The sequence below is a fragment of the Bacillus sp. YH3-2-B2 genome, assembly GCF_053663335.1.
Genome location: NZ_JBSJQE010000002.1, coordinates 400,060 through 413,535, shown reverse-complemented (window position 1 = coordinate 413,535; position 13,476 = coordinate 400,060). Strand labels below are relative to the sequence as shown.

Sequence of the window (13,476 nt, the reverse complement as noted above, 5' to 3'; positions counted from 1 at the left end):
AGTTCCTCCTTTAAAATGTTATCCGAATGGATATATGATTTTAATGATCATGACTGATTTTGTGTGACATGTACACCATCGTCAGCATCGTAAAGATAAATGCCTGGATGGTACCGATGAACAAGCTGAATGCCTGCCATGCAAGCATCGGAATAATGGCTCCGACTGTGCCGACCAAACCGAGAAAGAAACTGTTTGAGTAGAAATTCGTCGCCAGATTCGCAAGCAGGCCAAGAAGAATTTCCCCGGCGAAAATGTTACCGTAAAGACGAAGTCCGAGTGTCAGCGTATTCGCAAACTCCTCAATGATCTTCATCGGGAACATAAGCGGAACCGGTCTGAGGTAATCCTTAGAGTATTCCTTCAAACCTTTCATCTTCACGCCGTAATAGTGCGTTAACGACACAACCATAACGGCTAGAGTCAGAGTAATAGCCGGATCGGCCGTCGGTGATTTCCACCAAAGCTCGTGTCCGACCGTTACAGAAAACGGCAGCCCTAGCATATTTGATACAAATATGTACATCAGCAAGGTTACACCAAGCGCCAAGAAGTTAGCCCCTGTTTTTAAATCCATTGTACTGCCTATAATATTGCGGACAAAATCAACAATCCATTCCATGAAGTTCTGGGCTTTTCCCGGACGGATGGACAGCGTTCTTGTAGTAAGAATCGCAATCAGCAGCACAATCACACTTGCCACAGTAATCATCAGAATGTTTGTCAGATTAAAAGTAAGACCAAACAAATCAATAGTTCTGTAATCGTGATTCAATGGGTTTTCACCTCTCTTCCATTGATGAACGTTTGAGCTGAATAATGGAATCTATCATAATGACGGGATAAATTGTCATTAATCCAATAATCACACTTGCCACACTGACTTTATCGGGATATTTAAAGGCGACAGCCATCGCAAGTATCGCATTGCACCAACGCGCTGCGCTCCCGAGTGATCGTATGGACTTTCCTTTCGCCACGGCCTTGTCAAAAGCATTCATTCTTCTGGTCAAGAGCCACAAATTAAACAAACTGAAAACAGTTCCCAAAAAGAGGCCTAAAAAAACAGTTTTATACGCCGTAAGACCATATCCCAGCAAATAGATTGCTAAGATTACAAATACATATCTCCGTTGTCTGCTGAATGTAAGATTGGGATCGTCCATCAACTATCTGTCTCCTGATGAAAATGTAATATAATTCCTGGATACGGCAAAACATGCGGTTAACCCTTGCAGAAGGCCTTTTTTGTCCGCAAAACGGCCTGTTCGAAAAAACCACTCATCCTCCTGATGCCACGGGATGCTGTTTCATTCGCTTAGATAAATCCTCATATAACGGGTTTTTTTGGAGGATTTAAAATGAGGATGGATACTAGAAATGAAAGGAATGAAAACCTTCTCATAATACCCTCGTTTAGCATACAATAGCCCCTAACATGTGTCAATCTGTTTAAAGTTAAAAAACTTTTTATACCGGAAGCATACACAGAATGTTCACAAATTCACCTATAAATGTATGAACTCTGCCCATTCAGCAAATATCTGGATAAAAAAAGAAAACCCCCTGAATGAGGTTTTCCGATTTATTTGGTTCCGTACAGTCTGTCACCCGCGTCACCGAGGCCCGGAACGATATAGCCTTTTTCATTCAGTTTTTCATCAAGGGCGGCGATATAAATATCAACGTCAGAATGATGTTTCTGCAGCTCTTCCACGCCTTCCGGAGCCGCTACAAGACACATAAAACGAATGTTTCTCGCGCCGCGCTTTTTCAGGCTGTTGATCGCTTCCACCGCAGAGCCTCCCGTAGCAAGCATCGGATCCACGACAATAAATTCGCGTTCTTCTACATCAGAAGGAAGCTTGACATAGTATTCCACCGGTTTTAAGGTTTCCGGATCACGGTATAATCCGACATGTCCCACTTTAGCGGCCGGGATTAATTTCAGCATGCCGTCAACCATTCCGAGACCCGCTCTCAGGATCGGCACGATACCGAGTTTCTTCCCTGAAATCACTTTGGATGTCGCTGTTTGAACAGGTGTTTTCACTTCCACTTCTTTAAGAGGAAGATCACGTGTAATTTCAAACGCCATCAGTGATGCGACTTCATCCACAAGGTCTCTGAAATCCTTTGTGCCTGTATTTTCATTCCGAATATATGTCAGCTTATGCTGGATTAAAGGATGATCAAATACGTAAACCTTTCCCATACTGTGTTCAGCTCCTTTTTTGTTGTCCGAGTGACTTTTTCACACTTCTATTGATTCTACAGAAAAAGACAAACAGTTTCAAGAAAATCATAAAAAAACCCGCCGGATTAAGGTTCCGGCGGGTTTCTTCCTTATTAATAGTCCAGTTCTTTATATAAAGGAAACTTTTCAGTCAAGGCTGATACGCGCTGTTTCGCTTCTTCAAGTTTTGCTTCGTCTTCATGATTTTTCAGCGCGAGGCCGATGATGGCGCCGACTTCTTCAAGCGCGTCACCGTCAAAGCCGCGGCTTGTCACAGCTGCCGTACCGAGACGGATTCCGCTTGTGACGAACGGTTTTTCCGGATCGTAAGGGATCGCGTTTTTATTAGATGTAATGCCGATTTCATCAAGAACGTGTTCAGCGACTTTTCCGGTCAGTCCGAGAGAACGGAGGTCGACAAGTACAAGGTGGTTATCCGTTCCGCCTGATACGAGCTGAATGCCCTCTTTGTTCAGAGACTCAGCCAGGCGCTTCGCGTTCGAGATGACGTTTTGCGCATATGTTTTGAAATCATCTTCAAGCACTTCTCCGAAAGAAACGGCTTTGGCCGCGATGACATGCATAAGCGGTCCGCCTTGGATTCCCGGGAAAATGGATTTATCAATCTTTTTGCCAAACTCTTCACGGCAAAGGATCATTCCTCCGCGGGGTCCGCGAAGTGTTTTGTGAGTCGTTGTCGTTACAAAGTCAGCGTAAGGAACCGGATTCGGATGAAGACCGGCTGCGACAAGACCCGCGATATGCGCCATGTCTACCATGAAGTAAGCGCCGACTTCATCAGCGATTTCGCGGAATTTTTTAAAGTCGATCGTGCGGGGGTATGCGCTCGCTCCGGCTACGATGAGTTTCGGCTTATGCGCCAGCGCTTTTTCACGCACATCTTCATAATCTATATATTGCGTGTCTTTATCGACACCGTATTCTACAAAGTTGTATTGAACGCCGCTGAAATTAACCGGGCTTCCGTGTGTTAAGTGGCCGCCGTGGGAGAGGTTCATCCCGAGCACCGTGTCGCCGTGCTCTAAAATCGTGAAGTAAACAGCCATGTTCGCCTGAGCGCCTGAGTGCGGCTGAACGTTTACATGCTCAGCTCCGAAAATCTCTTTCGCGCGGTCGCGGGCGATGTCCTCAACGACATCAACATGCTCACAGCCGCCGTAGTAGCGTTTGCCGGGGTAGCCTTCAGCATATTTGTTTGTTAAAACAGAGCCTTGCGCTTCCATTACCGCTTCCGTCACGAAGTTTTCAGAAGCAATTAATTCGATCTTAGTCTGTTGACGCTTACGCTCATCTTTGATGGCGTTAAACACTTGTTTATCTTGTACAGGTAAATGTTTCATCAGCGAGATCCTCTCCTATCCGTTTCCTGTTCTTTATTTTTACCACCCTTATTGTACATGGTTTTTCAGGTGAATGTAACAGCTTATTTAAAAAAATCACAAAATTTAATTAGAAAACACGAACATTATACAGGAAAAGCATTTTCATCATTCGCATTCATAAACGGCGCGAATTCCGCCTATCAGCTTCGGTCTTGTCCGGGCCATCGTCACATGTGCTTCTCCAAGCTCACGGCTCGATATCCGGACAGGGACGGCAACGGGTTTCAGATGCATGCCGATGAACGTATCACCGATGTCAATCCCGGCGTCAGCCTGAATCGATTCAGCGAGCACTGGAGAACGCATCTGCCGGTATGCATAAGAGGCCATCGCTCCGCCCGCTTTCGGGACGGGGACGGCTGAAACAATGGGGAGCCTGAACCGCTCGGCCGTTTCCGCTTCAATGACAAGCGCCCTGTTTAAATGCTCGCAGCATTGAAAAGCAAGATGCACACCCGTTTTTTCCTTAAACCGGTTAAGTCCGCTGTATATCAATTCAGCCCAATCCCCGCTTCCGGCGGTGCCGATCCGGCTTCCGGCGGCTTCACTTGTACTGCACCCGATCACCAGCAGACTGCCGTCCGTCAGTCCTGCCTGCTCTTGAAACTCAGTCAGCATGTCCGTCCATTTTTGCTTCATCTCTTCCATTGTCCAGCACCTCTTACAGATTTTTTTCTTCGTAATCTGCGATTTTGCCGATCCGCCGTTCGTGGCGGCCGCCCGTAAATTCAGTCGTCAGCCAGACTTTTGCGATTTCGCGCGCCAGCCCCGGGCCGATGACGCGTTCGCCCATCGCAAGAACATTCGTGTCATTGTGTTCACGCGTCGCTTTTGCGCTGAAGGTGTCATGGGCAAGCGCACAGCGTATGCCCTTTACCTTATTTGCGGAGATGCTCATGCCGATGCCTGTGCCGCAAATTAAAATTCCCCTGTCAGCTTCGCCGTTCACCACTTTTTCCGCTACCGGAAAAGCGTAATCTGAATAATCGACAGAGCCGGCGCCGCATTCACAGCCCATATCAATGTATTCAATCTGCAATTCATCCAAAAGACTTTTTATTTCTTCGCGGATATGGACGCCGCCGTGATCTGACGCAATAGCTACTTTCATTCATTTACCTCCTAGGTGTGGCTGGGCGAAGACAGCCCAGTGTGCTTGTCCTTTTTATTACGAAATCCGTTGATTTCATTCTACTCTTTCACATTCGTTTTGCAAATGACCTGTTTGCAGATTTTCTGACAGATTACTTGCTTTTCCCGTCAAGCAATTGATCAGCCAAAAGAGTCAGCAGCTCCTCCAGTTCGTCCCGCGTCTGTTTATAAACATCAAGCGGACCGCCGAACGGGTCAGAGATATCGCCGTTTTCCCCCGTTACGTATTCTTTAATGGTAAAGACTTTGCCCTGACTGTTTTGATATCGGCCTTCAATCAGCTGTTTATGCTGTTCGGTCATCGCCAGCACCAGATCGGCCGTCTCGATATGTTCTTCCGATAAGGGAGATGAACTGTGATTGAGGGCGATCCGTTTTTCAAACAGCGCTTCTACGGCATGAGCCGACGCTTTTCCGTGCGGAGACGCGAATACGCCGGCCGAGCTTACGCTGACATCCAGCCCTTTCGTTTCTGCTATGGATTTAAAAAGAGCCTCAGCCATGGGACTGCGGCACGTATTGCCTGTACAAACAAAGATTATTTTCATGTCCGTCACCTCTTACTGCCTATTATAAATGAAGAAAAAAGAAACGGCATCTTCGTTTCTTTTTTTACGTATCTTATATCGGTAAAAGCAGTTTCAGCCCGAATCCGATCAAAATGGCTCCGCCAAGCGCTTCGCTGTAGGAGCCGAGCCACGACTGCACCTTTCTACCCGCCAAAAGGCCCGCCCATGTTAAAACGGTGCTGAAGACCCCGAACAGCGTAACGGCCAGAAACGGATTGGAGCCGTTCATCCCGAGACTGAGCCCGACAGAAAAGCTGTCCAGACTGACACCGACCGCAAACAGCAACAGTCCCGAGCCTGCCGGAGATATGAGCGGCCCGTCCGATTGTTTAAACGCGGCGATCATCATCTGCACCCCTAAAATGAAAAGAAGAGATCCGCCGATGTAAACGGCGAGCATCCCCAGAAAACCGGACAGCAGATGCCCGGCCGCCATTCCCACAAGCGGCATCATGACATGAAACAGCCCGATGACAACCCCTATATGAAAAATCTGTTTTTTCTTCAGCTGAATCATTCCCATTCCGAGCCCGACGGAAAAGGCATCCGTCCCCAAAGCAAATGCCATGATGCTTAAGGAGACAAGTTCCCCGATGAATAGATTCGACATGAATAAAAACCCCCTTGGACGTGCCCGCTTGTTTAGCTTATGCATGTCCGATAAGGGGTAGAACAAGTTAATGGATAACGGTGCCGCCTGCGGCTTTCATCAGCCTGTTCATAACGGCGAGCCCCACTCCGGTATCCGGAAAGGACTCAGAAATAATCATATCCACTTCCGCTTCATCAAAGCTGCGGAGCGCATCGTATAAGGCGGACGCCACTGTTTCAAGGTCGGCGCGTCTGCCGCAGACCTTGATATAATCAGCCTGGTAACTATCGGCGTTCTCTTCTGTTGTCAAAATGCCGATTCGTTTTCCCCGGCTTTTATATGCGTCTGCCAGTTCTTGAATTCTCTGGGCGCCGCCGTCGGCAATAGCCATCGGCGCAGAAGGCGCGTAATGTGTATATTTCATACCGGGAGAAATAGGAACCTCATCTTCTTCGGTCAGCCCTTTATCCACAAGAACCGGACCGGCGGCGGATTCAATCTGCTCTTTTGTCACGCCTCCCGGACGAAGCAGCACGGGCTGTTTCCCCGTACAGGACAGAACGGTTGATTCCACTCCGATTCCCGTCGCGCCGCCGTCCACAATACCGGCAATACGGCCGTTTAAATCATGAGCGACATGCTCGGCCTTCGTCGGGCTCGGTTTTCCTGATAAATTGGCGCTCGGCGCGGCGATCGGCAGTCCGGCCGAGCTGATGAGGGCTAATGCTGCCGGATGATCAGGCATTCTGACCGCTACCGTCTCAAGTCCCGCGGTGACACGGGGTGACAGCGCACCGGGCTTACACGGCAGGACAAGGGTCAGCGCCCCCGGCCAGAATAGCTCCATAAGCTTTTTCGCCGTCTCAGGAATATGGCTGATAAAACGATCAAGCTGGCTGATATGGGATATATGCACAATCAGCGGGTTATCGCTCGGCCTTCCTTTCGCCTCATATATTTTCGTTACGGCTTCCGTATTTTCAGCGTTAGCGCCCAGTCCGTAAACGGTTTCTGTCGGAAAAGCCACAACCTCATTCTGCCGGAGCAATTCCGCGGCTTGTGTAATTTGGGGATCGGTTGTGGATAATTCTGCGGAACAATCCACAAACCATCTTCTTGTTTTCATGTATAACCAAACTCCTTATTTTAAAGCGGTAAAACTTTATTTTCTCTCGTGTATTCCTTTTGAAAGTATAAAAGATGTCCTTTAATAAAACAAGTGTTATCCACAAACTGTGGACAACACTTTTTAATAAGTGGATAACCTTGTGTATAAGTTAGATCAGGCAGAGGTTTTCACCATTAAAAACGAACCTTCTGTGCATAACGAGTTGCGGAGATGTTCGGACGTATACAGTTCATCAGGCGCATCGGCGCACGCTTCAAATCCCATCACATTCAGAAACTCAGCAGATGAGGGCTGATTGGCGACTAAGTAGACATCTTGAATCTCATGTTTTTTGCACAGCACATCCATACTTTGAAACAGTGTAACGATATGGCTTTGATTCAGCCTGTCCGACATGACGAGTGAACGGAGAAGCCCTTTTCCGCCGCTGAATTTTTCGATCCCGAGACAGGCGGCAATCTTTTTTTCGCTGTCTTCCAGCACGATAAACCGGCTGATCTGCTGATCGATTTCCGCATGTGCCGTATCAGACTTTTTCAAAAAGGCCTCCAGCGCCTCCGTATCTTGATCTCTTGCCACTCTCAGCTGATAAAACATATATTTCCCTCCGTTTCGATCAACTCTTTCTTCCAATCTATGAATCGAATCCGGATTTATGCCTTTTGCTTCAGGAAAATAGATCTGAAATCCAATCGACGAGGAAAAACTTCACTTCGGTATCATCGTCATCTTTATTTTCTTTCTTCGCTTTATCAGCCTTTGCTTTTACGTCATCCAGCACTTTTTCTGTCTGTTTCTGCGTTTCTTCCTGCTTCTGTCCGCCGTCTTCCTGATCTTTCACCGCTTCGCCGTTTGAGAAATCAAGGAAGCACAGCGGCGGAAACAAGACGCACCACCAGTTGGCGCCCTCGCCATTGCCGAGTGTAATTAAAATGGCTTCATATTTTCCGGCCGGATAGACCATATTGCCGTACAGCTTTGTCGGAAACGAAATTTTATTGAATTGAACTGAAACGGATTGATGCGCACCCTTTTCTTTCATCGTTTGTTTGGCGATTTCTTTAATTTCAGGAAGCTTCGAACGAATGAGCCGCCGCGCTTCTTCAATGGAAGTGATATCTTTCACCCAGTCCGTGATTTGCTCGTTTACAGCATCTCTGATCTGGCGCTTGAGCTTTTGATCCTCATCGTTATCACTGTTGGCCAAAATCCTGAGCCGGATCGCTTCATCCGGTATGACGACGGGCTCATCGGCTGATGCCCGCGCCGTTTCTTCTTTTGTCAAACCCGCAAGCGCTCCTGATAATAAAAGAAAAATATATATGCAGATCATCATTGTCTGTTTCATCGGTCCCCACCGTTCCTCTCCGTGCTTTTTTTATCTAGTCCCATTATGGACATGACGGAAAAGGTTTAAACCGGCGGGAAGAAAAAAATCTAGCAAGCTGATAATCTGCATTGACAGATTCAAAATATGGTACGATATTATTTTGATAGGAGGTTTTCAGATGAAATATAATTACACCGTGCTGCTGTCGGCGGCATGTATGTCTGTCATTTATTCTATTTTGTATGTTCATCAATTCATTATCGCGGCTTTCATTTCGATGGCGTTTTATTTTTTGTTTCCTTATTTGATTTTTGCGCTGCCGCTTCAATACTTTCTGAATAAAAAGCCGAAGAGATTTCATCCGCTGTATTTTCTTTATTATTTAGGGGTGTCGTTCATTGCAAACGGGATCATCTTCGGTCTTTTGCAGCCGTCAGGCCAATCTCTGTTTTCTAATTCAGCCTTTTATATCTTTGCGGTTTTAACAGCCGTCGTCTATTGGGTGTGGGATTCCGTATTGCTGCAAAGACAAAATCCGGCTACAGAAGCGTAATCAGCAGACAGCCGGCTGAAGGGAGAGCGGCGCAAAAGAAAACGGCGGCCATCTTTAAACGGGCGTGCCGTCCTTCTTCTGTTTCAGAATGATAATTGGCCCGCTGCTCCGCTCCGCTTACGGCCAGCCCGGAAACGATGACCGCTGCGACGATAAGAACAGCCGTAACGGCGCCGAAAATGATGTCAAAGCCAAACGGCAGGACAAATCCAGCCGCATAAGCTGCGGCGGCGAGTATACATCCGAAGGCGAACGCTTTTTTCAAGGCGGATGCCCCTTTCATTTTCTTTCCATTGTAACAAAAGCCCGCCGTGTGCGTCACCGGCGGGCTTTTTTCATGATGTGATGACCGCGGATACGGTTCTGTCTTTTCCGTTGATGTCCTGTACGACTTCCACTTCCGCATTCGGAAAGGAATGACGGAACAGGTCTTTCACGGCTTTTCCCTGATTATATCCGATTTCAAAGACGACAAGCGCTTTATCTTTCATGACAAGAGGCAGCTCCTCCATAAACCGCTTGTAGAATTTCAAACCGTCACCGCCGTCCGTAAGAGCATGAAGCGGCTCATGGAAACGGACGATATCCGACAAATCCGCCATTTCTTCTTCAGAAATATACGGCGGATTGGAAACAATAATATCCGCTTTTTTTCCTGATGAAATAAAAGGAGTTAACAGATCTCCCTGCAAAAAGCACACGTCCGCTCCGAGGTTTTGCGCATTTCTTTCCGCCACCTGCAGCGCTTCTTTTGAAATATCCGAAGCCGATACTGAAAAATGTCCGCATTCAAGCGCGAGCGTCACCGCAATAGCTCCGCTCCCCGTACCGATATCAATGACGTTCAGTCGTTCCGCCCCGGAAAATACCCGCTTCTGTCTGTCCAGCAGATGAAAGACGACTTCTTCCGTTTCCGGACGCGGAATGAGAACATCGTCATTCACAAAAAATTCCCTGCCGTAAAACTGTTCTTTCCCGATAATATATTGAATCGGAACGCCTTCTTTATGCATTTCCACATGCCGTCTGAATCGGTAAAGCTCGTCCTCGCCGACGGGCTCCTGCAGACTTGCGAGAAGCTTGCTCCGATCCATTCCGATATCATTTAACAGCAGCAGCTCGGCCGCGTTTTTTTCTCTTCCCGCTTCGGTTAAATAAGAAGAAGCCCAGCTTAGGGCTTCAAAAACGGTCTTCATCTTAATTTTCCGCCTGCTGGAGCTTGCTTGACTGGTCTTCTACGATTAACGCTTCAACCACTTCATCAAGCTTGCCTTCCAGGATTTGATCCAGCTTTTGAATCGTCAGGCCGATGCGGTGATCCGTCACACGGTTTTGCGGGAAATTGTATGTGCGGATACGCTCGGAACGGTCGCCTGATCCGACGGCTGATTTACGGGTCTGATCATATTCAGCCTGAGCTTCCTGCTGGAATTTGTCATAGATTCTGGCGCGGAGCACCTTCATCGCTTTTTCTTTATTTTTAATCTGAGATTTTTCATCCTGACAGGATACGACGACACCGGTCGGTAAATGCGTCAGGCGTACGGCCGACATCGTCGTGTTTACGCTTTGTCCGCCCGGTCCGCTTGATGCGAATGTATCGACGCGGATGTCTTTTTCGTGGATGTCCACTTCTACTTCTTCCGCTTCAGGAAGACACGCCACCGTCGCCGTGGATGTATGAATACGGCCGCCTGATTCCGTTTCCGGAACACGCTGTACGCGGTGCGCGCCATTTTCATACTTCAGCTTGGAGTATGCGCCTTTTCCCGTAATCATAAAGATGATTTCTTTGTAACCGCCCGTTCCAGTCACGTTTGCTTCCATGACTTCAGTCTTCCAGCCTTGGATCTCGGCGTAACGGGAGTACATTCTGTAGAGATTTCCCGCAAACAGCGCGGCTTCTTCTCCTCCCGCTGCTCCCCGGATCTCCATAATTACGTTTTTGTCATCGTTCGGGTCTTTCGGGATGAGGAGCACTTTCAAACGCTCTGATAAGGTTTCCGTCTCTCCCTGCAGTTCGGAGATTTCTTCCTTCACCATTTCTCTCATATCGGCATCAAGCTTTTCCTCAAGCATCGCTTTCGCATCGGCAAGCTGTTCTGATGCGTCTCTGTATTGTCTATAGACTTCAACGGTTTCTTGTATATCAGATTGCTCTTTCGAATATTCTCTAAGCTTTTTCGGATCGTTGACCACTTCCGGATCACTTAAAAGCTCATTTAATTTTTCGTATCGTTGTTCAATTGACTGTAAACGGTCTAACACGGTCTTCACCTCTGTTTTCCTGTGCGTAACATTCTCATTATAGTATAGGGCTTATCGCCAGTCAAAAGCAATTCGCCTCTGTTATACTGAAGCAAAAAAGGAGGGGCGGATATGCTGAAATCCATCCACCATATAGCAATCATATGCTCTGATTATGAAAAGTCGAAAGCTTTTTACACCGAGATACTCGGTTTCGGCATTATAAAAGAAACATACCGAAAGGAACGGGAATCTTATAAACTTGATCTGGCGCTGGACGGCGCGTATGCGATTGAATTGTTTTCCTTTCCCGATCCGCCCGAACGGCCGACCAGACCGGAAGCCGCGGGTCTCCGGCATCTCGCCTTCACCGTAAACGATCTTGAAGCAGCCGTCAGGGAGTTAAAAGAAAAGGGCGTCGGCACAGAACCGATCAGAACCGATCCGCTGACGGGGAAACGGTTTACCTTTTTCTTCGATCCCGACAAGCTTCCGCTTGAATTGTATGAAGCGTAACGTTTTTTGAAGAAATGCCGCTTTCTTTGGCGAATTCCTTCTTGTTTTGTCTAACATGAAGGGAACGCCGCCTCATGGTCGAATACCTAGCAAAAAGGAGGTATGTGATCATGAATACAAACATGGCCGCGAAAGAGCTCGGTGTCTCCGCAAAAACGGTGCAAAGGTGGGTCAAGCAGCTGAATCTTCCGGCTGAACGGAATGAGCTCGGACATTATTCCTTTACACCTGAGGATCTTGATGTGCTGAAATCGGTCAAACGGCAAATTTCTGAAGGCACTGCCCTTCTGGACGTTCAAGTGCCCCGGCAGCCGAAAAAACGGACGGGCTTCATTTTGCAGCGTCCGAAAATCACTGGCGGCGCTGAACAAAGGTTGGCAGAGCTGGAGCGCAAACTGGACATTCTCACGAAAGAGAAACAAGGTGAGAACCATCTGCTTTCAAGGATAGAGGAGCTGGAACGCCAGCTGAAACAAAAGGCGGATGAAGGGGTGTCTTATCAGCTTCTTCAGCACAGACGGGAAATTGACGACCTCAATACCGAATTGCAGACATTGGCCTCCCGCATCCAGGAACTTGCCCAGACAGCTCCCCTCTCAGAAACAGCCGCTTCTTCAGAACATAAGAAACCCAGAAAAAAAACGAGATTTTCGCCTTTTAAATTTCAATTCTAATCAAAAAAGCTCCCTGAAACAGGGAGCTTTTCATTATGCAGTCAGCGCAATGATGATCGGCAGTGAGATCAGAGATAAAATCGCACTGATCACGAACGCGGACGCAGTTTCTTCCTCTTGTTTTTCGAAACGTGTGGCAATCATCGCCGCTACCGCAGATCCAGGGAATGCAACGAGCAATACCGCTTTCGTGATCTGGTCAGCCGGAAGTCCGACTGCAAGAGCGATCAAGTACATCAGCGCAGGCTGAACGGCAACTTTTAACAAAGCGATACCGAAAGCCGGCAGACTGAGCTTGATGTTGCGGATACCGACAGTTACACCGACGGCAAAGAGTGCAACACCTGATGTTGTGCTTCCGAGCTGATCAAGCATTTTTTCACCCAAGCCAGGGAGTGTTACACCGCAGAGTACCAGGATGATACTGATAAGCGGTGCAGCCGCAAGCGGTTCGGAAAGACCGTGAAGAATAGACTTACCAGTCATTTTCCAGAAGTTCTCGTTTTCGCTGTCTTGTTTCTTAGATGACTCTCCGACAGTAGCGATAATGATCGCAAGCGGGTCAAGGATGGCGTTAACCACGATACCCGTAACGGCGATAGGAATCGCTACTTCGTTTGCTCCGAATAAGCTTCCAAGTACCGGAATACCCATAAATGCAAATGTCGGCTGTGCAGAGTTTAAAGAAAATACAGATGAATTCGTTAAATCATACTTGAAGATAAATTTGCAAACCAACAGAATGACGATAAAGAATCCGACAATCCCAATGATCAAAGCGATCATCAAAGGAACCTGTGATAAAAACGCACTTCTTGAAGTGGTTAAAATACTTGCGATAAAATGCGCCGGAAGCGCGTACTTCGTAACTAAGGTGCTTACCCCTTTTGCTGACTTCGCGTCATAACTTCCGAAGCGACCTGCGAACCATCCCAGCACGATCACGAAAAAGATCGGCGCCAGGAGGATTAAAATATCTAAGAAGCTCAAAATATTCTCCTCCAAATCCTTAATGTCCGTATACTTTAGCCTTTACATAAAAGCTTTCCCTCGGACTGTAAAATTAATCGTAAAA

Annotated in this window: 18 protein-coding genes; 3 read left to right on the top strand and 15 right to left on the bottom strand. The window is 47.4% G+C overall.

Annotated elements, in window-relative coordinates; all coding sequences use genetic code 11:
• Positions 1 to 40: 40 nt before the first annotated feature.
• The 11 genes from atpB to spoIIR all read right to left on the bottom strand — a co-directional run bounded on the left by atpB (position 41) and on the right by spoIIR (position 8,429).
• On the bottom strand, positions 41 to 775 hold the full coding sequence (gene atpB, locus ACWJJX_RS07030; RefSeq protein ID WP_003151158.1) for a F0F1 ATP synthase subunit A: 735 nt from the start codon (positions 773 to 775) through the stop codon (positions 41 to 43).
• A gap of 7 nt (positions 776 to 782) precedes the next feature.
• The gene (atpI, locus tag ACWJJX_RS07025; protein WP_003151155.1) at positions 783 to 1,166 is read right to left on the bottom strand and encodes an ATP synthase subunit I; all 384 of its coding nucleotides are present in this window, start codon (positions 1,164 to 1,166) and stop codon (positions 783 to 785) included.
• Between the two features lie 419 nt (positions 1,167 to 1,585).
• Positions 1,586 to 2,215, bottom strand: a complete 630-nt coding sequence (gene upp, locus ACWJJX_RS07020) for a uracil phosphoribosyltransferase (protein ID WP_003151154.1) — start codon at positions 2,213 to 2,215, stop codon at positions 1,586 to 1,588.
• A gap of 134 nt (positions 2,216 to 2,349) precedes the next feature.
• The gene (glyA, locus tag ACWJJX_RS07015; RefSeq protein ID WP_003151153.1) at positions 2,350 to 3,597 is read right to left on the bottom strand and encodes a serine hydroxymethyltransferase; all 1,248 of its coding nucleotides are present in this window, start codon (positions 3,595 to 3,597) and stop codon (positions 2,350 to 2,352) included.
• A 147-nt stretch (positions 3,598 to 3,744) separates the two neighbouring features.
• On the bottom strand, positions 3,745 to 4,287 hold the full coding sequence (locus tag ACWJJX_RS07010; protein ID WP_070082509.1) for a TIGR01440 family protein: 543 nt from the start codon (positions 4,285 to 4,287) through the stop codon (positions 3,745 to 3,747).
• Positions 4,288 to 4,300: 13 nt separating this feature from the next.
• Positions 4,301 to 4,750, bottom strand: coding sequence for a ribose 5-phosphate isomerase B (rpiB, locus tag ACWJJX_RS07005; RefSeq protein WP_003151149.1), 450 nt, complete (start codon positions 4,748 to 4,750; stop codon positions 4,301 to 4,303).
• 133 nt (positions 4,751 to 4,883) lie between these two features.
• Positions 4,884 to 5,339, bottom strand: a complete 456-nt coding sequence (locus tag ACWJJX_RS07000) for a low molecular weight protein arginine phosphatase (protein WP_003151148.1) — start codon at positions 5,337 to 5,339, stop codon at positions 4,884 to 4,886.
• A gap of 73 nt (positions 5,340 to 5,412) precedes the next feature.
• The gene (locus ACWJJX_RS06995; RefSeq protein WP_003151147.1) at positions 5,413 to 5,970 is read right to left on the bottom strand and encodes a manganese efflux pump MntP; all 558 of its coding nucleotides are present in this window, start codon (positions 5,968 to 5,970) and stop codon (positions 5,413 to 5,415) included.
• Positions 5,971 to 6,037: 67 nt separating this feature from the next.
• The gene (locus tag ACWJJX_RS06990; protein ID WP_454022848.1) at positions 6,038 to 7,078 is read right to left on the bottom strand and encodes an L-threonylcarbamoyladenylate synthase; all 1,041 of its coding nucleotides are present in this window, start codon (positions 7,076 to 7,078) and stop codon (positions 6,038 to 6,040) included.
• A 156-nt stretch (positions 7,079 to 7,234) separates the two neighbouring features.
• Positions 7,235 to 7,678 carry a hypothetical protein gene (locus tag ACWJJX_RS06985; RefSeq protein ID WP_454022847.1) on the bottom strand — a complete coding sequence of 148 codons (444 nt, stop codon included), beginning with the start codon at positions 7,676 to 7,678 and terminating at the stop codon, positions 7,235 to 7,237.
• 70 nt (positions 7,679 to 7,748) lie between these two features.
• Positions 7,749 to 8,429 (bottom strand): stage II sporulation protein R, encoded by a 681-nt coding sequence (gene spoIIR, locus ACWJJX_RS06980; protein ID WP_077722976.1) that lies wholly within the window; start codon positions 8,427 to 8,429, stop codon positions 7,749 to 7,751.
• 160 nt (positions 8,430 to 8,589) lie between these two features.
• Between spoIIR and ACWJJX_RS06975 the strand changes: the two genes are divergently transcribed.
• Positions 8,590 to 8,964 carry a UPF0715 family protein gene (locus tag ACWJJX_RS06975; protein WP_003151143.1) on the top strand — a complete coding sequence of 125 codons (375 nt, stop codon included), beginning with the start codon at positions 8,590 to 8,592 and terminating at the stop codon, positions 8,962 to 8,964.
• Here the strand turns inward: ACWJJX_RS06975 and ACWJJX_RS06970 are convergent.
• The 3 genes from ACWJJX_RS06970 to prfA form a co-directional block, all read right to left on the bottom strand.
• Positions 8,951 to 9,229 (bottom strand): DUF5316 family protein, encoded by a 279-nt coding sequence (locus ACWJJX_RS06970; protein WP_069449066.1) that lies wholly within the window; start codon positions 9,227 to 9,229, stop codon positions 8,951 to 8,953. The genes ACWJJX_RS06975 and ACWJJX_RS06970 overlap by 14 nt on opposite strands.
• A 70-nt stretch (positions 9,230 to 9,299) precedes the next feature.
• The gene (gene prmC, locus ACWJJX_RS06965) at positions 9,300 to 10,160 is read right to left on the bottom strand and encodes a peptide chain release factor N(5)-glutamine methyltransferase (RefSeq protein WP_454022846.1); all 861 of its coding nucleotides are present in this window, start codon (positions 10,158 to 10,160) and stop codon (positions 9,300 to 9,302) included.
• Position 10,161: 1 nt separating this feature from the next.
• Positions 10,162 to 11,232, bottom strand: coding sequence for a peptide chain release factor 1 (gene prfA, locus ACWJJX_RS06960; RefSeq protein WP_003151139.1), 1,071 nt, complete (start codon positions 11,230 to 11,232; stop codon positions 10,162 to 10,164).
• Between the two features lie 111 nt (positions 11,233 to 11,343).
• On the opposite strand from prfA, the gene gloA2 reads away from it, so the two are divergent.
• The gene (gene gloA2, locus ACWJJX_RS06955) at positions 11,344 to 11,727 is read left to right on the top strand and encodes an SMU1112c/YaeR family gloxylase I-like metalloprotein (RefSeq protein WP_003151138.1); all 384 of its coding nucleotides are present in this window, start codon (positions 11,344 to 11,346) and stop codon (positions 11,725 to 11,727) included.
• 110 nt (positions 11,728 to 11,837) lie between these two features.
• Positions 11,838 to 12,401: a chromosome-anchoring protein RacA gene (gene racA / locus ACWJJX_RS06950; protein WP_017418731.1), complete on the top strand. Its 564-nt coding sequence runs from the start codon at positions 11,838 to 11,840 to the stop codon at positions 12,399 to 12,401.
• A 33-nt stretch (positions 12,402 to 12,434) separates the two neighbouring features.
• Here the strand turns inward: racA and ACWJJX_RS06945 are convergent, their stop codons facing one another.
• The gene (locus ACWJJX_RS06945) at positions 12,435 to 13,391 is read right to left on the bottom strand and encodes an AEC family transporter (protein ID WP_003151136.1); all 957 of its coding nucleotides are present in this window, start codon (positions 13,389 to 13,391) and stop codon (positions 12,435 to 12,437) included.
• Between the last annotated feature and the right edge of the window lie 85 nt (positions 13,392 to 13,476).

Bases quoted from the DNA above. Each gene is read 5' to 3' on its own strand.
- ACWJJX_RS07010 (WP_070082509.1), bottom strand. From the start codon at position 4,287: ATGGAAGAGATGAAGCAAAAATGGACGGACATGCTGACTGAGTTTCAA.
- ACWJJX_RS06995 (WP_003151147.1), bottom strand. From the start codon at position 5,970: ATGTCGAATCTATTCATCGGGGAACTTGTCTCCTTAAGCATCATGGCA.
- ACWJJX_RS07000 (WP_003151148.1), bottom strand. From the start codon at position 5,339: ATGAAAATAATCTTTGTTTGTACAGGCAATACGTGCCGCAGTCCCATG.
- ACWJJX_RS06985 (WP_454022847.1), bottom strand. From the start codon at position 7,678: ATGTTTTATCAGCTGAGAGTGGCAAGAGATCAAGATACGGAGGCGCTG.
- racA (WP_017418731.1), top strand. From the start codon at position 11,838: ATGAATACAAACATGGCCGCGAAAGAGCTCGGTGTCTCCGCAAAAACG.
- glyA (WP_003151153.1), bottom strand. From the start codon at position 3,597: ATGAAACATTTACCTGTACAAGATAAACAAGTGTTTAACGCCATCAAA.
- prmC (WP_454022846.1), bottom strand. From the start codon at position 10,160: ATGAAGACCGTTTTTGAAGCCCTAAGCTGGGCTTCTTCTTATTTAACC.
- gloA2 (WP_003151138.1), top strand. From the start codon at position 11,344: ATGCTGAAATCCATCCACCATATAGCAATCATATGCTCTGATTATGAA.
- ACWJJX_RS06990 (WP_454022848.1), bottom strand. From the start codon at position 7,078: ATGAAAACAAGAAGATGGTTTGTGGATTGTTCCGCAGAATTATCCACA.
- upp (WP_003151154.1), bottom strand. From the start codon at position 2,215: ATGGGAAAGGTTTACGTATTTGATCATCCTTTAATCCAGCATAAGCTG.
- spoIIR (WP_077722976.1), bottom strand. From the start codon at position 8,429: ATGAAACAGACAATGATGATCTGCATATATATTTTTCTTTTATTATCA.
- rpiB (WP_003151149.1), bottom strand. From the start codon at position 4,750: ATGAAAGTAGCTATTGCGTCAGATCACGGCGGCGTCCATATCCGCGAA.
- atpI (WP_003151155.1), bottom strand. From the start codon at position 1,166: ATGGACGATCCCAATCTTACATTCAGCAGACAACGGAGATATGTATTT.
- ACWJJX_RS06975 (WP_003151143.1), top strand. From the start codon at position 8,590: ATGAAATATAATTACACCGTGCTGCTGTCGGCGGCATGTATGTCTGTC.